At 45.5% G+C, this 21095-nt stretch carries 17 protein-coding genes and 1 pseudogene; 5 read left to right on the top strand and 13 right to left on the bottom strand.

All coding sequences use genetic code 11. From position 1 onward, the window contains the following. Nucleotides 1-14: 14 nt before the first annotated feature. From OZ401_RS15680 to OZ401_RS15635, 10 genes and pseudogenes are all read right to left on the bottom strand, one after another. The gene (locus tag OZ401_RS15680) at nt 15-995 is read right to left on the bottom strand and encodes an NAD(P)H-dependent flavin oxidoreductase (RefSeq protein WP_341471396.1); all 981 of its coding nucleotides are present in this window, start codon (nt 993-995) and stop codon (nt 15-17) included. Between the two features lie 77 nt (nt 996-1072). Next, nucleotides 1073-1276: pseudogene (locus OZ401_RS15675) on the bottom strand (thioredoxin family protein); the annotation flags it as partial. Nucleotides 1277-1288: 12 nt separating this feature from the next. Further along, nucleotides 1289-1789, bottom strand: coding sequence for a hypothetical protein (locus OZ401_RS15670; protein WP_341471395.1), 501 nt, complete (start codon nt 1787-1789; stop codon nt 1289-1291). Between the two features lie 92 nt (nt 1790-1881). After that, nucleotides 1882-2748, bottom strand: coding sequence for a PPK2 family polyphosphate kinase (locus OZ401_RS15665; protein ID WP_341471394.1), 867 nt, complete (start codon nt 2746-2748; stop codon nt 1882-1884). A 979-nt stretch (nt 2749-3727) separates the two neighbouring features. Continuing rightward, a complete protein-coding gene (locus OZ401_RS15660) occupies nt 3728-6043 on the bottom strand; it encodes a DUF3160 domain-containing protein (protein ID WP_341471393.1) in 2316 nt (771 codons plus the stop codon). Nucleotides 6044-6058: 15 nt separating this feature from the next. Then, nucleotides 6059-7804, bottom strand: coding sequence for a CapA family protein (locus tag OZ401_RS15655; RefSeq protein ID WP_341471392.1), 1746 nt, complete (start codon nt 7802-7804; stop codon nt 6059-6061). 361 nt (nt 7805-8165) lie between these two features. After that, the gene (locus tag OZ401_RS15650; RefSeq protein ID WP_341471391.1) at nt 8166-8774 is read right to left on the bottom strand and encodes a nitroreductase family protein; all 609 of its coding nucleotides are present in this window, start codon (nt 8772-8774) and stop codon (nt 8166-8168) included. A 111-nt stretch (nt 8775-8885) separates the two neighbouring features. Then, the gene (locus OZ401_RS15645; protein ID WP_341471390.1) at nt 8886-10487 is read right to left on the bottom strand and encodes a DHA2 family efflux MFS transporter permease subunit; all 1602 of its coding nucleotides are present in this window, start codon (nt 10485-10487) and stop codon (nt 8886-8888) included. A gap of 87 nt (nt 10488-10574) precedes the next feature. Beyond that, on the bottom strand, nt 10575-11198 hold the full coding sequence (locus tag OZ401_RS15640; protein ID WP_341471389.1) for a TetR/AcrR family transcriptional regulator: 624 nt from the start codon (nt 11196-11198) through the stop codon (nt 10575-10577). A 292-nt stretch (nt 11199-11490) separates the two neighbouring features. Beyond that, entirely contained in the window at nt 11491-13050 is a 1560-nt protein-coding gene (locus OZ401_RS15635; protein ID WP_341471388.1) for a serine/threonine-protein kinase, read from the bottom strand. Between the two features lie 435 nt (nt 13051-13485). On the opposite strand from OZ401_RS15635, the gene OZ401_RS15630 reads away from it, so the two are divergent. The 4 genes from OZ401_RS15630 (at nt 13486) to OZ401_RS15615 (ending at nt 15785) form a co-directional block, all read left to right on the top strand. Next, nucleotides 13486-13887 carry a transposase gene (locus tag OZ401_RS15630; protein WP_341471387.1) on the top strand — a complete coding sequence of 134 codons (402 nt, stop codon included), beginning with the start codon at nt 13486-13488 and terminating at the stop codon, nt 13885-13887. 242 nt (nt 13888-14129) lie between these two features. Beyond that, nucleotides 14130-14288 (top strand): hypothetical protein, encoded by a 159-nt coding sequence (locus OZ401_RS15625; RefSeq protein ID WP_341471386.1) that lies wholly within the window; start codon nt 14130-14132, stop codon nt 14286-14288. 92 nt (nt 14289-14380) lie between these two features. After that, nucleotides 14381-14821 carry a hypothetical protein gene (locus OZ401_RS15620; protein ID WP_341471385.1) on the top strand — a complete coding sequence of 147 codons (441 nt, stop codon included), beginning with the start codon at nt 14381-14383 and terminating at the stop codon, nt 14819-14821. Nucleotides 14822-15365: 544 nt separating this feature from the next. After that, a complete protein-coding gene (locus OZ401_RS15615) occupies nt 15366-15785 on the top strand; it encodes a thiol-disulfide oxidoreductase DCC family protein (RefSeq protein ID WP_341471384.1) in 420 nt (139 codons plus the stop codon). Between the two features lie 6 nt (nt 15786-15791). Here the strand turns inward: OZ401_RS15615 and OZ401_RS15610 are convergent, their stop codons facing one another. The 3 genes from OZ401_RS15610 to OZ401_RS15600 are packed head-to-tail and all read right to left on the bottom strand — an operon-like array spanning nt 15792 to nt 19744. Further along, on the bottom strand, nt 15792-17639 hold the full coding sequence (locus OZ401_RS15610; protein ID WP_341471383.1) for a MutS-related protein: 1848 nt from the start codon (nt 17637-17639) through the stop codon (nt 15792-15794). Continuing rightward, entirely contained in the window at nt 17636-19132 is a 1497-nt protein-coding gene (locus tag OZ401_RS15605) for a 4Fe-4S binding protein (protein ID WP_341471382.1), read from the bottom strand. Before OZ401_RS15605 ends, OZ401_RS15610 begins: the two co-directional genes overlap by 4 nt. Before the next feature lie 27 nt (nt 19133-19159). Continuing rightward, nucleotides 19160-19744 (bottom strand): hypothetical protein, encoded by a 585-nt coding sequence (locus OZ401_RS15600; RefSeq protein WP_341471381.1) that lies wholly within the window; start codon nt 19742-19744, stop codon nt 19160-19162. A 473-nt stretch (nt 19745-20217) separates the two neighbouring features. On the opposite strand from OZ401_RS15600, the gene OZ401_RS15595 reads away from it, so the two are divergent. Next, nucleotides 20218-21006, top strand: a complete 789-nt coding sequence (locus tag OZ401_RS15595; RefSeq protein WP_341471380.1) for a type III pantothenate kinase — start codon at nt 20218-20220, stop codon at nt 21004-21006. The last annotated feature ends 89 nt before the right edge of the window (nt 21007-21095 follow it).

The following is a 21095-nucleotide window of genomic DNA, read 5'->3' as shown; positions in this document are numbered from 1 at the left end:
AATTTCATGGTAGCCTACGCTTTGGGTTGCACTACATTTTTAGCCAAATTGCTCAAAATTTCTTCAGCGCCATTAGCCATTCGTTCCAATAACTCTTGTACGGTGGGTATATCATTTATCAATCCGGCAATTTGTCCCGCCCACACAAAGCCTGCATCCATTTCGCCGGATACTGCCGCTTGTTTATTGACTTCCCCGGAAATAAAGGGTAATAACTGCTCAAGGCTAGGATTGGTTGCTTCCAATTTTATAATATCTTGGGATACCTTACCCCTTAACGCCCTGCCCGGTCGCCCGATAGAACGTTCAATAATTTCGGTGTCAGTTTCGCGAGCAGCCACAAGCGCTTCTTTGTAGTTCTGATGAGCAATACACTCGCGGGTAGCAACAAAACGAGTCCCCATCTCAATGCCAGACGCGCCAAGCGCCAACGCCGCCGCCAAACCTCGCGCATCACCGATACCGCCGCTTGCCAGCACCGGAATTTTCACTGCATCCAATATTCTTGGAACCAGCACTAATGTACCTATATCATCGCGTCCTAAATGCCCGCCGCCCTCGTAACCTACCGCAATTACACAATGTGCCCCAAGGCTTTCGGCTTTCTGCGCAGCACGAATACCTGCCACCAGCACTAGAATTTTTACTTCCTCTGCAAGCCCGGCATTACGCACATGCTGAATCATTGTATCGGGATTTCCGGCGGTGATACTGATACAACGCACCCCTTCTTCCAATGCCACATCAAGAAGATCAAACATCGGGCGATGTCCAAGCGCAAAGTTTATAGCAAAAGGCTTATCGGTAAGGCTCTTACATAGGCGTACTTCCTCCCTGAAAGAAATCGGGTCGGGAAAAGCCGCCGCGGTTATTTGTCCCAATCCCCCCGCGTTAGAAACGGCGGCGGCAAGTTTGGCAAGCGCAAGATGCTGCAACCCACCCTGTACTATAGGTCTCTCAACTCCAAAAAGCTCTGTAAATCGTGTTTTCAACATATATTCTCCGGCAATATTAAAAGGCGCAGACATTTTCTACGCCCTTACTTTACAGTATTCTGGCAGCCTTTTTCAAATCAGCTAGTGGCTTGCACTATATAATTCATAAAAGCCGATTCGGGTACAGACCCCTCAAATTGAAGCAGATTGTTTACTACGGTTTTTGGTACGCCAAAAACATAGTATTGCTGCGAAAATTCCATAAATTCGTTAGCTTCGACCACTTCCGCCTTAAAATGGGGATTCAACATTGCCATCTGATGCGCCATACTGGCGACGGGGGGGCAATGCGGTCAGGTAGGGGTTACGAAAACCAGCAAAGAAACAGATTTATTCATGTGCTGTAGCTGTTCCTGTGCCTTCTGGCTCAACTCGGCTTTTCCACTGGATAGCGATATTAGATTATCAATCATTGTGCCAAACTCGTAGCCGCTTGGCAGCCCATAATAATGCGACTTACCCTTGAGGCTGGTGGCTTTATAAGCCAGCGCAGGTAACATACCCGGATTAATTCCTTCCAGATTAGCGGTTGCGACACCTTCAGGAGTTTCCATATCATGCATTACTAATTGTATTTTTCCTTCGGACACATCAGAAAGCTCGGCTAATAATTGGCGAGTTAGCCGACAGGCTTCCTCTTCTACTACCTCGAATTCTTCGCCATCATTGGTAACTTCCTCATCCGAGGTATGGTACTTCCCAAGCGTGTAAAGCTCTATATTCACCGGGTCTATTAGCTCTTCGGAAAAGCGTTTTGTAAGAAAAGCCCGATTCTCTTCTGATATAAGCTTCATCTTATATGAGACCTTTCTTGTATATGTAAGGTTTATATTATCCGACTAATAATAAGGCAGGAAAGGCTATATCGCAAGCAAATCCTTAAATTTCAAGAATGGTTATTATTAATCTCGCCTCTCGCGCGTGCCGCTTGCAATTCCTTTATAGCAGCCTGCCCACGTTCGTCCAGAGCTTTCTTCCATTTGTCGCGATACGGTCTCAAATGTTCCACCAATGTTTCGGCAACTGCTAAGTTCCGATACCACTTGGCATCAGCAGGTACAATCCACCAAGGGGCATGACTGGTACTACAACGGCTCAAGGCTTCTCCATAATAGCGTTGGTACGTGTCCCATAACTCGCGCTCTTTGTAATCCGCTACCGACATTTTCCATCTTTTTGAAGGATTCAATTCACGTTCTTTAAGACGCGCCAGTTGTTCTTTCTTTGAAATATGCAGGAAGAATTTAAGAATTATCGTACCAGAATCGGCAAGTAATCGCTCGAAATTGTTGATGTGGTCGTAATATCTTTCAACATCTTCTTCAGGCTTAAGCCCATGCACCGGCACTACCAACACATCTTCGTAATGGCTGCGATTGAAAATCCCAATTACGCCTTTTTGTGGAGTTTCCAGATGAATTCGCCACAGAAAATCATGTGCCTGCTCATTAGCGGTAGGCACTTTAAAACTGGTCACGCGGCAGCCTTGCGGATTCAAGGTACTCATAACATGGCGTATAGTGCCATCCTTACCACTGGTATCCATGCCTTGTAAAACTACCAACACACTATGCGAACCGCTGGCAATCAATAATTCCTGAAGCTCTTCCAGTTCTGCGCTATATTTGGCGAAATGGGCAGCGGCATCTTCCTTTTTCAAACCGGAGGTAAAATTCGGGTCGTATTCATGTAACTTGATTTTCTCGCCCGCCTTAACCTTGAAAGCATAATCGATCTGATTATTATTTCCCATTGATTTGCACTCCGCAAGCTATAGTCACTGTCAATAATTCCAATTATACCTGTTTTGTCTATAACCATAGAAGATCAATAAATGCTTGTTATCACTTATGTAAAGTTCACTGGAATTGAAAACCTCTCCCCGTAATAACGGAGAGAGGCTAAACTAGTGCGCTCGATTAGCGCTACACCCGGATTAATTTCCGGGGCAGCCATTTTTGCACTCGATTGCCCTATGCAGAAGCTCTAAGACGTAGTGGCTTACAGTTGCCGCAATGCCAGGATCGAGTATAAAGATCGCCAGAACGAACGCGAGGAAGAAGGCGACTTTCCACCCTAAAGGAAGGCGGAATTCATTTCTCTCCATTTTGCGATCCTGCATTTTTTTGCATCCTTTCTGCTAAGGCGAGCCTAATAAACCGGTAAAAAGATTAGCCCGGAAAGTAAGAAAATTAAATTGGCTAGTGGTGAAAATTCCCAGTTAAGGCTACTTCAGGAAATTGTGCTAACTTCCCCGTTTATATATCTTCAACTTGAGATTTTTGTGCCAGATTTGCTTAAAATTGCCTGCAAAATCCCAATACAAGTGGTATCAGACGCAAAGCACATTAAACAAACGCTTAAAATAAAGCACAAATAGCCAAATTATTGGATTGTAAGTTCGCGCTAAAATTAAAGGTTCTGGGTTATTTACCGGACGTAAGAGGCTGAACTGAAACAGGTAAAGTCAACCGATTTGCCCGGATTTTCGATATAACCCCACAACCGCATTGGAAAACGCGATTCGAGATATTTTTTTGTACTACCGAAATGGGTCAAAGTAGTTTCCTTCCTGCCTAAAGAGGTGTTGGAAAATACAAACAGGCACACATTTTTAGCTGACCAATCTTGTTTGATTAGCCGAATGTAGTATACGATAACTCCGGCACTTTGTCAAGCCTATTTTGAAGCTTTCAAAATGCCGGAGCTAAAATAGTTAACAGCTATTAGTATTAGGGTGCAGGTTGCACCGCTACACCGGGCGCAGTGTAGCTCTTCTTCCAATCCTCCAAAGCTGGAGCTTTGCCATCATTGAGGCGTTGCTGCCATGCTTCATCGGTTAAACGTTCGTTAGGTTTTACCGTGAACTCATACTGGCTATAAACCGCCCCTTTGGTCAATATGACTTTACCGTTTATCGGCACAGCCACATAAATGAGATTTACACGTCCGGTTGCTTCGGTCAATACCTTATCTATACCAGTAGCTACATCGGCTACCAACGCCGCATCTTGCTTGTCGATATACTTGCGACCGGAAGAATCCGCATCGGCTGCTTCAAGGGTGTAACTCTCAATGGTAGCGCCCCAATACGCGATAAAGGTCTTTTCTTCATCGGTAAGCTTCTGGTTGGTTAACTCTTTCTCAGCAATCGTTTTGAGAGTTAGAGCAGTTTTTTCCAACCTTTGCAAAACATCCGAATTGGACTTATCAATCAGGTTGCGCTGTTCGAGTCCGGTGCGGGTCAGTTGCGCCAACGCCGCTATACGTGCGTAGAAGGTTGGTTCTGGCTCTACAAATCCAGTTGGTAAATCTTCTGGGCCACCGCCGCGTTCCGCATAAACTTGCTTGGCATAAAGGATAGTATCGTGCTTTAATTCCGTCCAGCTTGCCAACCCGGTTACAAGTTGTTTGCGCTGCCACAGTTCGTTTTGCATATATTTCGGATAACCATCGCTGCGCTTTTCTGCCAACGGCTTGAGATTATACAACCAACCCCAATAAAGGTTCTGAGTCCAAGTGTCGTTGCTGATAGCAGCAACTTGCGTTTTTACCTTATCCAATTGGGTAGAGAAATTGGCATAATTGGTTTCGCCTTTTTGCTGCAAAAGTTTCTGCGCCTGATCACTGCCAAAAGCGGCAAACACATCCAAACCCGTAGGTAGGTCACGCGGTTTTTCCAAAGTGCCTACCCTGCGCCAGATGAGGTTCTGGAAAATATAGGCATCCAGCGTAAAGCGTTGCCCCATCAACCGCATACCCTTAATCTGGGTTTCCTGACTTTCGGTTATCAGAGTGTACATCGAATTAATCTTGGGAGGCGGCAGCGTATCCGCCGATTTTTTGAATTGAGCGAACTTTGTAGCATCGGCTAGAGTTTTAAGGTCTTTCAAACCGTTCTCACCCCAGATTGCATTTGCCAGATTCGCATAATCTAGGTAGGTCAAATCATCCGAAGAACCCACAAAGAAAGCGGTTGGCTCATATAGCAGTAGCCAAAGGTCTTTGGCTTTCTGATTGCCAAACTTACCATTTAAAATTGCTTGTGATAGCAACAAAGCGGATTGAGTTTCGCTGTCATTCTTGAGCCTGAAATTCATGCGCCCGATCCACATCATCCCCCTAAAATAATTCTTCAAATCATCCGATATAGTGTAATGTCCACGAGGGATATACTGGCTGTAATCTTCCTGATAGTCACTACCCATGATAGGGCTGAGAGCAAAGCCGCTCGTGCCACTGATCAGCTTCATTTCAGCATCCACTAACTTAGCGGCGGTGGCAGGAAGCGAATTCAAATCGGCTTTAGGGTCTGCCAGTTTGCGCGCTACCGCCGTAAAAGCTACATTCCGGGTGACAGCGCCATCTAACGCCGTTCCCTTGAGGTCGTTATATTGCGCCAGCGAAGCATCATATAGCGCGGTGGTAAGTCCAACCAAGTCTTTGGTTAGAAAGTTTCGTTCGGTATCGCGTAATAGCTTATCAAATAGCAGGTGGTAAACATGGGTTACGCTGTCGGTAGAAATGTAAGTTGGAATCTGGTCATACCGGAAACTCTCATAAGCCTGAAAAAATTGCTTAAATTGAGCCGGTTCCACTGCAAAATAATTCTGTTCGAGTAATTTCTTCTGAGCATCGCTCAATTTAAAGTCCGCAAGGTTAGATACATTCGACAGCCCGGAATTTACCGTGTAGGCAGGAAAGTTCGGTTTAATAGTCGAGGGCTGTTCTTTGTAGGTAGCAAAATTCGGGTTATAGCGCTGGATTGCAACCGGAGTAGCCGCTGCGGTTGTGGTAGTGGCAACGGTAGTAACCTGACCCACCGTAGTAGCAAGCGAGGTAGCCGCCGTGATAGCCTGTGTCGTAGCCACCACCGCCGTGGTAGGAGTGGCTGTTTTGTTTTGTAAAAACGGAATCCCGCCTCCGGTCTGGCTTACACCCGAAGGGGTAGCGGTAGCATCGCCGCATGCTGCCAGCAACAAATTTAACGTTAGAGCTACCAACCCAATTATTCCATAAATTTTTAGCCATTTGACTCGATCACTCATTAGCTTCTAGTCCTTTCAATTATGCCTGAAAAATACATATGGTTGACCCGGAAGTTCTGATAAAGCCGTATAGCTACCGGCTTCACTTCGGTATAACAACTCATAGCCCCAACCCATCCAACGCCAGATTGTAAAGTAACGCGCCGGGGTAGTGCGTTCATCCGAATATTTTCCCTCAAGCACTACCAGTTCGTTACCGCCATCGTCGGCAAGGTCGGTCAGCGCAAATTCCCTGATGGGGTCTGTTAGGGCTGAACCTGCCCAAACAGGACGAAAAGCATCCCTTCGCCAACCATAAACAAACGGATGGCTGCGATATTGCCCTGCGTCATCCCAACCATCGTTTTTCCACATGCTGAACATCAACTCAGGTCTGCCGTCCGCGTCTGCATCTCCAAAATCAAATTGCTCTACTTGCCAGCCCGCCTTAGTTTCCCAGATCAATTTCCAGCTTGCGCTATTCAAGTCAAACCGCCAAATTCGCAACGTACCGTTCTTCAACTCAATCCGTTCGGCCGTTTGCAATTCCTTGCTGAAATCTTCAACGGCGCGTCCGGTGGTATAGCCGCCCTTATCTGCCACAATATCCCTGACTTGAACGGTTCTAGAAACGGGCAAGCTTACGCTATCCGCTTTCGACTCACGCATATAGGCAAGCGCGGGAGTAGTTCGCCACTCGCTACCATTCCAGAATGCTGCTTCGGTGGGTGGTAAGTTAAGCGAGTGTCCCGAAAGAGCAGTAAAAGCGGTTTCAAGCTCACTCGGTTTATAATAATCTGGGCGGTTTGCTTCAATCTTTAGCGGTACGGCTGACACGGCGGATACTCCGCGTTTATCCAGCTTTATGTAAAGTCCTACACTTTGGCGGGTTTCTGGCGGGAAGCGACTATCAAACACAAAATTACCGAGACTGTATGCTACAAAGGTGTGATTCATAATCTCAAAATCACCGACCACATGCGAATGTGCGCCTATTATAAGGTCTGCCCCTGCTTCGGAAGCCTGTGTAGCAAAATCACGTTGGGCTGTAGAAGCCGCCGAATTATACTCATCGCCCCAATGCAAAGCTACAATTACCGCATCTGCTTGTGTACGCGCTTGCCGAATCGCTTCAAGAATCTTTTTGGGTTCAAATAGCGCGACCGGAGAACTAGCCGCCTGCAGTTCATCCAACCCGGAAGGATAGACCGAAGTAGCCGCAATAAACGCCAGCTTCAAACCGTTCCGCTCTATATACACTACCTGATTTGCCGTTGCTGCATCATCACCAGCCCCAACATACGCCACCCCCGCAAACTTCAGATTGCTTAGAGTATCACGCAACCCTGCGATTCCATAATCAAGGCTGTGATTGTTTGCAAGCGTTACTATATCAAAGCCGTTTCGTTTTAACGCTCCCGCCGATTCATGGTCAGCCGGGAAAAGATAGCCGCCTGAACTGGCATTTGCGCGGTTCACAGGTGCGACTATGGGCGATTCAAGATCCCCGAATATCAGGTCAGCGCCTTTCCGCAGTTTGGACATGACCGCAAAGGGATAATCACTTTTCTCAGGCGCAGCAGCAGAAGATAACGCTACATCTCTACCCAACATTACATCACCCACCGCTAACAAAGTAACCTGTGCATCAGGTTGCGGTATGAGCGGGTTAGCCTGCTCTTTTGGATGGGAAAGGCTGAACCACAACGCAAGCCCTGCCAGCAAGTATATCAGCAGCGATACAAAGCCTATTCCCGCTTTTTTCAAAATGCCATTACTCATAAAATTTGTTTATCCGGTACAATTTACCCTCTTATTTCTATCTTACATCAATAAAAACGAAATAAGTCTGGAAAGTTCTCTTTTTGTTTCTCGCTAACGAACAACCGTACAAAAAAAGGGTGGAATCCCGAAAAGGGTGTGGGAGGAAAGCTTAATGAACCCAATATACGCAGAAGTAGGCAGGAAAAGGCGGAACAATCGCCAAAATGCTGGCAGTAATGGGAATCAACGATAGTTTAGTTTTGGACGGCATTGCCAATGGTTCTCTAAAAAAGACTTTCGTCTTAGAAATGTTTCAGATTCATCCTTAACATTCCAGACGAAAGTCCTTTAATAATTAGAAGGGCTGGAAAGAATCTCCCTAAATCTCAGTTTCCGGTAGCTTCAATGGTTGATTCCAGCTTCCTTTAAATACAAACTCCGAAAGAGATTTGCGAGTGCGCGGCGCTAGTTCGCGTTCCCGAAGAGGTTCAGACAATTGGTCAGCATCGCCGGGATAGCCGATTGCAATTGCGGTTACTGCCTCATACCCTTCCGGTATCTGGAAAACTTGCCGGGCTTTTTCAGGGTCGAACCCTGCCATTTGATGGACATACAAGCCTAAAGCTCCTGCTTGAACCGTCAGGTGTGCCACCGCCTGACCAACATCGTACAAAGCCCAGCGATAGGGCTTTTCGGGTTGGAGAGCCATTTTTGCCACCGACAACACCAGCACTGGAACGTTTTTATTCCAAAGCTGATTTCCGGGAACTAAAACATCAAAAATCTTTTGGTGCGTTTCCGGGTCACTTTCAGTACCGACAATGAAAGACCACGGCTGACTGTTCCCGCCGGAAGGCGACCAACGTGCCGCTTCAAAAAGACTCAGAAGTTTTTCCTCTTCCACCGGTTGGCTGGAAAAGGCGCGGGGACTCCAGCGATTTGCGAGAAGTTCGTGAATTGCATAACTTGTTTCTGCAAGTTTGGTCATTGGTTTTTCTCTTTTCTAGTTAATAACTATATATCTGCTTCACAACTTGCATTCTTCTAACTACGCTGTTCCATAGAATAACAAGCTTAAGACTAAAATTCATTTGGGTTATTATCCTATATGAATAGGCGCAACTTCCAGACTACCGTGCAATCGCTCGGCTTCTTCCTCCATCGCAATGACATTCTTGCGACTGGGTAGGGCAAAGGAGAGCAAGAACACCAGAACTGTACCGATTGCCAGATAGATAAAGACATCGTTAATGCCGTTGGTTCCCGCCTGTGCGCCTAGTTGCTGCATCGCTTGCGCATATTGCGGGTCTGCCGGATTCGGAGTGGGTGCGCCTGCCGGTAGATTCTTGATAGCATCAGCCTGCAACAAATTAAAGTGATAAGTAGTTTGTTGACCCAGCAGAGTAATTGTAATTGCTGTAGCCACCGAACCGGCTATTTGACGGGTGACATTAAGCAGCGAACTGGCTTTGGTCAGAGCCGTTCCTCGCAACGAAAGGAAAGCCAACGTTTGCGAAGGTATAAAGGTCAGACCAAGCCCCATCCCAAGTAAGAAGTTCCAAGGAGTCATCGCCCAACCATCGGTAGTAGGTGTGAGATTACCGAATTGCCATAGCGCAATTATTACAAAAATTGCACCTGCTCCGGTTATAATGCGTCCGCCTAGCTTATTGAATAAGGGTCCGCCCAACCCTGCTCCGATTAATGAACCTATTCCCTGCGGAATCAATGCCAATCCGGTATCTAGCGCAGTAAGATGAGGCGTACGAATTTGTTGCAGGAATACGGGCAGCAGTAGCAATGCCCCAAACACTGTGCCACTGATAACGCAGGAAACAATCGTAGCAATAGTGAAACTATATTTCTTAAACATTCTTAAATCCAGCATCGGGTCTGGTCTGCGCAACTCGTAAAGGCAGAAAGCAGCAACCAGCGCCGTTCCAACCCCCACCAACGTCCACACCAGCCAGTAACCCCAACCATAGGCTATACCAGAAGGGTTAAGTTGGGTGCGGGTAGCCGGGTCAACTTCATTTACCAGCGAAAAGCCATATACTATGCCCAACACACCCATAGTGGAAAGCACCAACCCCACATAGTCGAACTGCTTGCTCTTAGCCAGTTCTTCGGGGGTACGATGATGATCGTGGGGCATAACTCGCCAAGTCAGGAAAACGGTTATAAAACCGATTGGCACATTAATCAGGAATAGGTATTGCCATCCAAAGCTATCGTTCAACCAACCACCCAGAATTGGTCCCAATATCGGTCCCAACAGGATAGGAATTACCAGCAAAGACATTGCGGCGGGTCTTTCGTGTGGCTCGAAAGGGTCGAGAGCAAGCGCCTGACCCAACGGGAAGAGCGCACCCGCGCCGATACCTTGCAGCACGCGGAAAGTGATCAGCATTGTAGGGTCTTGTGTAACGCCACATAATAGCGAGCCAAGGGTGAATATCGCTACAGACCCCATGAATATGCGCCGACTGCCGAAACGATTTCCCAAATATCCGGCTACCGGGATTACTGCTGCTTGCGCCAAGAAGTAACCGGTCACCAGCCACTGCACAGTGCTGAGATCAATCTTTAGCTCCTTAGCAATCGGCACCAGCGCGATATTCACAATTGTATTATCGAGTATGCCCATTATTAAACCTAACGCAGCAGTTAGGGCGATGGCATACTTTCTCCCTTTTGTCATCAAAAATGATCCTTTCGATATTCAATTAGATATCATTTATTTGAGTAAACTGACTTACAGTTAAGTCAGTTTTAAAGCCGCGAATAATTAGGTAGTACAACGAGCAATTATGCCCTCGAACCAAAGCTCAAGCAGTTTATCGGCTAACTCTTCCACAGTATCAGGAAATTTATTGGCAAATTCCTGAGGAAGTAATTGACGTATAACCGGCAATTTTTCAACCTGATGGCATAAACCTGTAAAGCTGATAAATACAATGTTAGGGTCAACCTGCCGTAACTCTCCCTTGCAAATACCTTCCTCGATTACACCGGTAATTATTCGGTTAATCGAGATAATAAACAGGTGCATCTGTTCCTGTGCTTGCTGATTAAGATGGCATAGTTGCGCTTGGGCTATTTCTTTATCATCGGGAAGAGGTAAGAGCGTAACTCCGTACATGATATGCTTTAAGCGAGTTCTGACATCTTCATTTTCTCGAATTGCGGTTTCCACCTGCTTGATTACTTCTTCACCCCAAGATTTTATAACCTCAATTATGAGTTGGTCTTTGCCGCCCGGAAAATGAAAATAAAGAGCAGGACGGGTAATCTTGAGAGTTCTGGCAATATGATCCATATTCAGATAGCTATAACCGCCAAGCTGATAAAGCCGCAGTGCTTCGGCAATTACCCGCTCTTTCGTATCCGTAGTTCTTAAATCAGATTTCATAGGTTCTGGACAGCTCCAATAATTTAGCTAACTAACACGTAAGTTAATATCATTTATTTGTTCCATTGTCAAGTTTGAACTTGAAATTAAGATGCACGGCAGTTTTTCGCGTTTAGTTATGCTGGGTTAGGGAAATATAAAGCTCGACATTCTACGATCTAGGAAAACACATATATAGTTGACCAAAATGGGGTTTCAGAGACTTTTGGAATTATTTTTCACTGCAAGTTAGGAATTCTGTAACCCCCAAAAACGTCAAATGAAGCTAATCTCCAAAATTTACATCGAATAATTAAGAGATTATATCTCCACAACCGGCATTATAAGTCGGTGTACCCGTTTCATTATGGACATTCAGATACAAACCGCCCCTGGTAACTTCGGCGAAACTGGCGGAAACAACTGTGACAGTTTGTGCTTTGCCGCTCGAATCTGCTTGTAAAGGGTTCAGCGCATATTCGATTGGACCGAGATTTGCGCAAGAACCACTATGAATGTGAGAATTATGCGCACCGGGTTCTAGTCCGGTAATATTCATTTCAACTCGAACCTGTCCATTGCCCATATCCGTAATTACACCAAAACCTGAAACTTTAGTGCCACTAGCAGGATTAATTTGCACCTTTAAAGAAGGGGCGTTACCTGCCACAGTTGTCACTACCGTCACATTGCTATTACTGGCAGTTTTGGCAGTAGAATTGCCGAGGAAAACAAACAATAGTAGCGCAGTAACAGCCACCAATAACATTGCCGCTACACCACCTATGATAAGCGGCATAGAAGATTTTTTAGCAGGGGCAGGTGGTGGAGTAGGAGTGGGATAAGGCGGTACCGCCGCGCCATAATTTACATTTGGTTGCAACCCGGTAGGAATACCGCCTGAATTCGCCGGATAATAGGTGGCGGGATGATTGGGTGTAGGCGTTAACGGTATTGTATAAACATTAGCAGGGTTGGAATATTGTGGTGCGGAAGAAGGAGTCGCTATCGCCCCTTGCGCTTGCCTTACAGGTCTAACCTGCAAATCGGCAGAAGTGACTCGGCGGGCAGCTTCATGAAACGCAGTTTCCATCTCTTGTGCGCTTGCAAAACGTCCTTCGGGACGCTTGTGCAAAGCACGAGTAAGAAATTGCTCTAACGGGAGCGGCACCATCTGGTCGGGCAGTGGTAAAGCATCGCTGAAATGCTTTGTGGCAATTTCCCACGAAGTAGTACCGGAATATACTACCCTGCCAGTGAGAAGCTGAAACAGAATAACACCCATCGAATAGAGGTCACTGCGATAATCGGCTTGCCCCATAAATTGTTCTGGTGCCATATATAGCGGTGAACCTACCGCTGAACCCGTTTGGGTAAGATTGACATTTTCTCCCAGTGTTTTAGCAACCCCAAAATCGGCGATCACGGCGCGTCGTTCATCATATAGCAGTATATTAGCGGGCTTAAGATCACGATGAATTATTCCGCGAGAGTGGGCATAAGTCAACCCGCTCAAAACTTGCCCGAAAATCTCGAAAGCCTGCACGCGGGTTAGTGTCTCGCGCTTGATACGTTCCTGCAAACTACCACCACGTAGGTAAGGCATCACCAAATAGAGATACTCATCAGTGTTACCGAAATCAATCACAGGCAGGATAGCAGGGTGGTCAAGACGAGCAATAGCACGTGCTTCACGTTCGAAACGAGCGGTAATATTAAGCTCGTCATTGGTATCATTACGATTGGGAATAATTTTTATGGCGACTTCACGATTCAAATTAAGTTGATTTGCTAGCCATACTTCAGCCATTCCACCCCGACCTACGGGGGAAAGTAACCGATATGCACCAAGCTGAGTATTTTCTAAAGGCATAAGACCCCGCTTTCCGACGCTACCCATTGTCGTAAATAAAGGTTAAAATCTAGTAAAAATATTATACAATTAATTCACAGTATTAAAATACCCTTTTAGGGTTAAAGTTCAGTCATGCTAAAGCTTTTAACCGCTACTCTGGACTTAATATGCTATGCTATTCTCAGAAATAAAAGCGGAAACTCGCGCTCAAACGCTCTAATTTGAAGGTGGTGCAGCGGTGGCAGAAAACTTTATTCAAAAGACTCTTCATCGCGACTAGTTTAGTATAAGACTAATAATAATTGCGGTTGTTTCAAATGATTTATCTCACAATTCTACTCTGTCTAAGCTCGAGTTTGAACAAAAATAGGACTTTAACAAGCAAATAAAAAGGAAGGAACAGAGCTCTGCTAAGATAGTAATCACCAAACCACTATCGAAAGCGAGGAGAAAATGTTCCTTCCAACTGAAATTATAACCGTGTTGGGGCATTTCCGCCCACATTTTACCCGCCCTACTTTTCAGAAAATGCTGTTGTTGTTTTCCGGGGTAATATTAACCAGGGGTCGGCATACGGTTAGCGCGGCTCTGCGTTACCTGGGATTAGCCAATAACCCTAATTATGCCAAATTCCACCATCTGCTCAACCAGGCACGTTATTCTACCCTTTTGCTTAGCCGTACCTTATTGGCAGTCCTGCTGCAACAGTTTGTAGGTTCTGACCAGGAAGTTACCCTGGTAATTGATGAAACGTTAGAACGGCGTTGGGGTCGCAAACTAAGCAAACGAGGTCATTGGCGGGATAGCCTGCTTTCCAGTGGTGGACTTAATATAACCAATAGTGGTCTGCGATAGCCCTAGCGGTAAAAGTGCCCTGGAGCGCTTTGTACTGGGCTTTACCTTTTTTAACTGCTACCGTTCTTACCCCTAAAACCAGCCAGAAATTAGGGGTGCGGCATAAGACAGTATTGGAGGTAGCGGCTCAACTACTCAGGGTAATGAGACGGTGGTAGCCCAAGCTAAAACTGAAACTGGTGGGCGATAGCGCTTACAGTGCCCTTAAATTTGGGCACCAGTGCCGGGAGCTTGATATTACATTGATTGCCCCGCTTAGACTGGATGCTAGGCTATTCGACCCGGTGGGAGATTTGCGAGCCTGGACGGGCAGACCAAGAGTGGTAGGCAAGCGGCAACCAAATCTAAACGAACGCCTGACAGATGCAACCACCAGTTGGCAATTTAATTTAGCCAATTAGAATGGTATGGAGGAAAGCTCAAAAGGTTAGAACTGAGTAGCGGAACTGCATTATGGTATCACACCGGGGAGACCCCACTACCGATCAGGTGGGTGTTGGTACGAGACCCGGAGAAAGAAGAGCAGGTTCGAGCCTTTTTCTCTACCGATCTGGGGCAACCAACCGGGGAAATAGTAGTTGAATTTGTGAAAAGGTGGTCACTGGAAGTAACATTTGAAGAAAGCCGAGCCCATTTAGGCTTTGAAACCCAGCGGTACTGGAGTGACAGGGCGAGTGAGCGAAGCACTCCATTACTATTAGGGCTATACAACCTGGTAGCATTGATAGGCGAGAAGCTGTATCAGGCAGGGAAATTAAAACCAGCGCAGAGTGCCTGGTATCGCAAGGAGCATTTGACTTTCGGTGATCTTTTAGCCGGGGTAAGAAGGGGATTGTGGAGGGAATTTAGTTTTCAGACATCCCCTTCTTACCCAGAAATCTGTTTAGTTACCCGGGCTGAACTTGAACGGCTAGCTTTTGCCGCTTGTTATTAACCTGTTTTGTTCAATCTCGAGCTAAGCTCGAGATTGTAAAGTAAAAACGCTCAGCCCTAACAATAAAAAGAATTATTACACATCAGGGTAAGCGAATTTAAATAAATTCACTAGGTGTGGAAACCTTTCAAATGCATAGAAGTTAGTTGGTTTTATTTCAATACTTCTGAGAAAAAAAACTTGCCGACTAAGCAGTTATTGGAGATTTTGAGTTCAAAATACTTTTTTCGCAGTTATGAGAGAATCTCATACTTTTTCGCAGTTATAAAAAATTATTTCGCAATTGGAATGTTATTTTAGGATTCGTTTGAGCCTATTTCATTTCGCAGTTACAAGAGAATTGACATTACCTTCTTTATTCCTCACCGCAATGCTCAAAAAGTCATTGAGTTTGAAACAGCGCCCAGAGGTTTTGAACCAACGGAAGATATTGGACGGTGGGGTAGTAGGGAAACGATTTTTATCAATAGTTCTGACCTGTTCACTCACTATAATGATTGACATCAATTCCGATGGCTGCTAGCATTAGAGCGAGGTATATAAAATGAGTATTATTAAAAAGCCCCCGGCGTTATTGCTATACGATGCCACCTGTCGCTTTTGCACCGCCAGCAGTCAACAGGCTTTGAAGCTGGCTCCAAAGGGTAGTATAAAGCCACTTGACATAAATAACCCTGAAATTCAAGCGCGTTACCATATCAAAGCAAAAGCGGCGCAACGTGAAATGCACATTGTGACCCCTGAAGGCAAAATTATCAAAGGGGCGCAAGCAGTTCGCTATATTTTGTATTTAAATAAGGGGCTTAAACCGCTATCCTATCTCTGGAAAGTGCCGGGTTTCGATGTGTTGGCGCAATCGGCTTATTTGCTGGTAGCCGACAATCGCTATTTGCTGATGGGCAAGCAAGAAGTGGCATGTCAGGATGATGCTTGTGAGGTTTATCTGGGGAAGTCGAAGAGTTGATGCCGTTCAATCTTCTCCAACCGGAAGACCCTCTAAACGCATTATCAACAAAGCATTAGTGGTGGGGCAGGGTCCCGACCTGAGCTTGAAATCGAACAACATTTTACCCTCGCGAACATCTTCTTTGAAATGGTAATTCTTGAGCAAGGCGGCTTCGGTTTCGAGTTTAACCAATTCGAGATCGTGTGTAGCAACCAAGCCCATGCAATTCTCGGTGAGTAGTGTTTGGAGGTAAGCTCGACTACCCACTAACCGTTCGCGGTTGTTTGTGCCTCGGAAGATTTCATCAATTAAATAGAAAAGCGGTTGTGCTGAGGCAGCACGCGCAGATTCCAGCAAACTTTTCAAGCGCCGCACTTCCGCATAGAAATAAGAAAAGCCGTCTGTCACCGAGTCGCTTACTCGGATGCAACTGTAAAGCCGGAAAAGCGAGGTGGTAAAGTTGGCGGCGTTTACCGGCGCACCGGCGTAAGCGAGGCTCAAATTTACGCCCACTGCTCTCAGGAAAGAGCTTTTGCCTGCCATATTCGACCCCGTTATCAAGGCAAGTTGTGTATGCTGCCAACGCATCGAAAAGTCATTGCAAACTTTGGCATCCGGGGCAATCAAAGGATGTCCTAAACCCTCCGTTTTGATTATTGGCTCACCGGAGTCCTTTATTTCGGGGAAAGTATATTCAGGATTCAGATAGCAAAAGCTTGCCAGTGAATTGAGCGCTTCCAGTTCATACCATACTTCCAGCCAACCCGGTAAATCCGCCAGAATTTCGGCTTGAATTTTGCCAAGTAATAAAGTGGCATAGTATCGCCAAGGTATAACTGCATTCAAAGCTAACCAAATAACCCCATTTCTTTGGAGCGCTATTCCGGTTACTATGCGATTAAGTCTTTTGATTAAAGCGGAGGGGCGCTTTTTGCTTTCCAGCAAGGGTTGGCATAACTCATACAATGCTTTATGATGCCCGTAACGGTATTTTTCCAGATATAGTAACACTTCTTTGAGGTTACTCAGCCCGTCCAGAAGGCTATAAGCTTCCTCGTATATGCCTCTGGTTTCCAGACCTTTCAGGTTATAAATGATTATATAGAGTACGAAAGTGGTTAGCCACAACGCCGGAACTAACTGAATTACAAACAATCCCAGTAGCAATAGGTTGAGGAAAGCTAATCCGCTCAGAATTAAGGTGACAGGGACAAGTGATTTTGAGACTACATGGCGTTGTAGCCATTCCAGCAAACGACGACCATTCCAAACCTCAGAGAGATTATTGGCATTCAAACTCGTAATCAGTTGTAACTTGCCACGAAAAAGAGTGAGTTGCGCCAGTTCGGTTACTAATTTCTGACGTTTCTGGATTTCTTCTATGCAAGGGTTGGTTTGTAAAAGCCAATCACGCAAGCGCAAACTGCCTTCCTGAGTATAGGCAGTGTTAATTAATTGATGTAGCGAAAAATCGCCACAAATATCGAGGTCTCTATCAAAAGGATGGTCAAAGCCGGAGAGAGCCGGAATTTTAAAGGAGGGGATACCAGACCAAGCAAGGCGGATTCGGGCTATATCCTGTCGGGTAAGGCGCATCCAGCCGTTATAGCGTTCGATTGACTTATCAAATCGTTGGTTTATTCGCACAATCAAGACGAAGGGTATCAGTGACAGCGCTAAAACTGACAATGCCAGCCAAATACCCCAACTATACCCGGCAATACTTGCCAACAGGATTGATCCGAAAAAAAGGAGCGTGCGTATCCACAAAAAACGCTCATTTGCAGCTTTGAGTCTTTTAATTTTTAGTTCCAACCGAATGGTTTTGTTCTGAAGCGCTTCTAATCGCGCCTGTTTCGCGGGCGCTATCATGCTCCGAAAGTACCGCGTGCCTGCATCGGCTGTAGCAAAATGAGGATTCCGAATACCGCAATTAGCAATGTTAAAAATAAGAAAGGTAACGCTGCCTTACCGGCTACCTTGCGCTTATACATTTTATGGCTGATTTGCCAAATACTAACCCCACTGACCATAAAACCTACGTAAACAATCAGCACTTGCATTGGGGTGATTGCCCCTAGCCAGTCGCGGGGAATTACAGTTGAGATTGCCCAATCGGGTTGCCCGAAGACAGGTATTCCCATCTTTACAAAAAAATTCTGGAAAGCGGGTATGATACCCAAGCCACCGATTAGAAAGTGATAAAGATAATGTGCAATCCACATCCCGAAACTTACCGGAAAAAGTCCTAGCGCGTAGCGTTTGAAGATGTTGTGCAAGGTATCGTTAGTATTAGCCAACGTTCTAGTGAGCAGGCTTGCCAACCATCCCAGAGTTAAAGGTACTACCACCAAACCAAACAAGAACATCAAGGTATAGGTTATAATCGTATCTTTCAAACCGAGAGTTTCAGCAAAGGAGCGTTCAAACTCCTGTACCGGTGCAATCATTCCTGCTGCGTTGAACAGCGAGGCAAACGAGATTAGTAACGCCATCACTGCTAGAGAAAAGTCCCGCTTTTTGAGATTTCCCTTTAGCTCTTGGGTAACCGGACGCACCTGTAGAGCAATATTGTCGTGAGGGCAAGCCCGAATACAGTCCAGACAATAGCTACAATCCATATTACTGGTCTTTGTACCAAGATACAGAAAAGTTTGGCAACCGGTGATTTGCTTGCCGCTATTGCCGTTTATACATTCCTTACCTTTGCAATGGTCGTGGCAAAAGGTGAAAGATTTGCTCTTGACTTCGGTGGGGGCTACCATCGAATATGCCTGAGTAAATAAACCTAACGGGCAGACGTATTTGCAAAAGGCGTTGCCTTTATAAACGCTATCCACCGCAACCGCCCCACCAAAATATACCAGTGTCACAACTGCCGTCAATAATGGATTGCTCCACAAGCTGAAAACCTCGTAGCAATAGAGAATAAGCAACAGCAAGATGGTGGGAAGCCATTTGTTTCGCAGGAAGTGAGGAAAGGGCAGATTACGCCCGATTCGCTTTTGTATCTGGCGACTTACCAGCACAAAAGGGCAACTCATGCAAAAAACCCCGCCGATTACCAATACACTCAGCGCCAAAATCATGCGGTAATCAATCCAACTCAGGGTAGTGGCGACATTTTTGGGGGCAAATTGTTCACCTAGGAAGCCATCCAGAATAATCATAACCGAAAAAAGTAATAGAACGGTCTGAAAAACGCTGCGGGTGTGTTTCCACAGCATTATTTTCCGCAACCAGCGAATTCCAAGTAGGTCAAAACCGTGATTTTCCTTATCAGGTTCACCTCTTCGAGGATGTGCATTACTAATATCGGTGGAATCAAAGATGGGTTGAAGTTGAATAACTCTTTTATTTGCCACTGAGATTTCCTTCCCAGTTTAAATAGGTTAGCGTTTTTTACTTTCGGGTGTCGGCTCAGAAATTGTCTTTTCCTCGTCTTCATCGTCCGAAGAAGTTTTACGGAAAAGAAGGAACCATGTCACGCCCGCCATTATAGGTAAGCCTACCAGAATCGCAATGATAATAATCCAAGGTGCGTCGGCTTTCTCAACTTTGTCTTTCACGGGAAAATTACTTTCGCCTAGTTGAGGGCTGATAACCTGAATATTATAAGTCCACTGCCCTTCCATGTTCACCGGAATATCCACATCATAGGTGTTTTCGGTTTGACCGCGATAAGCTCGAACCGGAGTCACACCCGGCATATCCATACCCGGCATAGCTGGATTTACAATAACAGTGGCATCTGTAACTTTCTGGGGATTGCTGGCTTTGGTAATGAGAATGCTCAAATGTACAGAAGCGCCAATGGTAGGCGGAGTAGGGCTGCGAGATACGATAACGTTAAATGGTCCCACATCCTGCGCAAAGATGATGGTACCGCCATTGGCGAAAACAGTGTTCGCACCGAAGATGAAAAGGCAGATAGTTAAAATAAAACTGGATGCAATTTTTAGTAGTTTATTCTCCATAATTATTAAGTATTATAGCATCATAATGGTCTATTTAAATCTTATAATTTTGTTAAATAATTCTCTGAAAATAGAATAATGTTAGCAATCCTTCGGTGATAAATGTATGGCTTTTCGTCAGTAATGCATTCTTTGTTATGATTCAGAAAGTTAAAAACGGATGATATCAATTAGATTGACTTTCGTTAAAAACTCGTTAAAAAATGACACAACCGTAATTACGCTAGCCGCCTTTGTAATGGAATTTACAAGCTCATACGGTAAAGTAGTATTAGCACGAACTGGCTTGTGCTGATAACCCTGTTCTAAACCAACACTGACCGTAAAGACCGACAGGCTTGCCTGCTTAGTCTTCACGGTCTTTTTTTTATTCCTGAACTGATGCGGATATAACCTGCTTCAATGCCGCAGAGTATTGTATAATTGAGCATACATTTTCCAAAATATTCTGTGAGCCAATAGGAGGAGATAACGTGCTGCTGGCAATTGATGTGGGTAACACCAATGTAGTAGTCGGTGTTTTCATCGGTGATGAGCTTAAAGCTAGCTGGCGTGTCCAAACTGAACGTCGGCGTATGCCGGATGAATGGGGCTTGATGTTTTTAACTCTGCTGGAGCATCGTGGTATAAATCCTAAAGAAGTGCACTCGGTTGTAATCAGTAGCGTAGTACCACCTTTGACAAATGCTCTGGTTGAAATGGCGGAAACCTATTTTAAGGATAAAGCGTTGGTGGTTGAACCGGGTATCAAAACCGGAGTGGCGGTGCGCTATGAGAATCCACGTGAGGTCGGCGCAGACCGCATTGTAAACGCGGTGGCGGCATTCCATTACTACGGTGGTCCTGCGGTGGTGATTGATTTTGGTACTGCCACTACCTTTGATGCGCTTTCAGCCAACGGTGAATATTTAGGCGGCGCAATTGCGCCCGGTATTGGTATTGCTGCCGAAGCCTTATTTCAGTTAGCCAGCCGACTTTATCGGGTGGAATTGATTCCTCCAGCCAATGCTATTGGTAAAAATACGACCGCCAGCATGCAATCTGGCATAATGTATGGCTATATCGGCTTGGTAGAAGGGTTAGTGCGCCGTTTTCGAACCGAGTTAGAAGAATTATACAATCCAAATGAAACCAGAGTAAAAGTGATTGCTACCGGTGGTCTGGCAGAGATTGTTTCAGATGGTGCGCCCGGTGTAATTGATGTAGTAGATCAGGATTTGACACTGCAAGGCTTGCGTCTGATACACGAATTGAACAATTAGAAAGTTGCCGCGTCTTTACAAGGCGCGGTTATACTAAGTTCGACTAAATGATTTGGAGGCAAACCCGCAGCCGGGGGTTTGCCTATTTT

Origin of the sequence: Candidatus Chlorohelix allophototropha, from assembly GCF_030389965.1 — a bacterium.
In the GTDB taxonomy this organism is placed as follows: Bacteria; Chloroflexota; Chloroflexia; order Chloroheliales; family Chloroheliaceae; genus Chlorohelix; species Chlorohelix allophototropha.
This window is presented reverse-complemented; position numbering and strand designations above follow the sequence as displayed.

What these genes read in the sequence shown, in the direction of transcription:
- OZ401_RS15615 (WP_341471384.1), top strand. Translation starts at nt 15,366, where the DNA reads ATGAGTATTATTAAAAAGCCCCCGGCGTTATTGCTATACGATGCCACC.
- OZ401_RS15650 (WP_341471391.1), bottom strand. Translation starts at nt 8,774, where the DNA reads ATGACCAAACTTGCAGAAACAAGTTATGCAATTCACGAACTTCTCGCA.
- OZ401_RS15610 (WP_341471383.1), bottom strand. Translation starts at nt 17,639, where the DNA reads ATGATAGCGCCCGCGAAACAGGCGCGATTAGAAGCGCTTCAGAACAAA.
- OZ401_RS15600 (WP_341471381.1), bottom strand. Translation starts at nt 19,744, where the DNA reads ATGGAGAATAAACTACTAAAAATTGCATCCAGTTTTATTTTAACTATC.
- OZ401_RS15655 (WP_341471392.1), bottom strand. Translation starts at nt 7,804, where the DNA reads ATGAGTAATGGCATTTTGAAAAAAGCGGGAATAGGCTTTGTATCGCTG.
- OZ401_RS15630 (WP_341471387.1), top strand. Translation starts at nt 13,486, where the DNA reads ATGTTCCTTCCAACTGAAATTATAACCGTGTTGGGGCATTTCCGCCCA.
- OZ401_RS15635 (WP_341471388.1), bottom strand. Translation starts at nt 13,050, where the DNA reads ATGCCTTTAGAAAATACTCAGCTTGGTGCATATCGGTTACTTTCCCCC.
- OZ401_RS15645 (WP_341471390.1), bottom strand. Translation starts at nt 10,487, where the DNA reads ATGACAAAAGGGAGAAAGTATGCCATCGCCCTAACTGCTGCGTTAGGT.
- OZ401_RS15665 (WP_341471394.1), bottom strand. Translation starts at nt 2,748, where the DNA reads ATGGGAAATAATAATCAGATCGATTATGCTTTCAAGGTTAAGGCGGGC.
- OZ401_RS15670 (WP_341471395.1), bottom strand. Translation starts at nt 1,789, where the DNA reads ATGAAGCTTATATCAGAAGAGAATCGGGCTTTTCTTACAAAACGCTTT.
- OZ401_RS15680 (WP_341471396.1), bottom strand. Translation starts at nt 995, where the DNA reads ATGTTGAAAACACGATTTACAGAGCTTTTTGGAGTTGAGAGACCTATA.
- OZ401_RS15640 (WP_341471389.1), bottom strand. Translation starts at nt 11,198, where the DNA reads ATGAAATCTGATTTAAGAACTACGGATACGAAAGAGCGGGTAATTGCC.
- OZ401_RS15660 (WP_341471393.1), bottom strand. Translation starts at nt 6,043, where the DNA reads ATGAGTGATCGAGTCAAATGGCTAAAAATTTATGGAATAATTGGGTTG.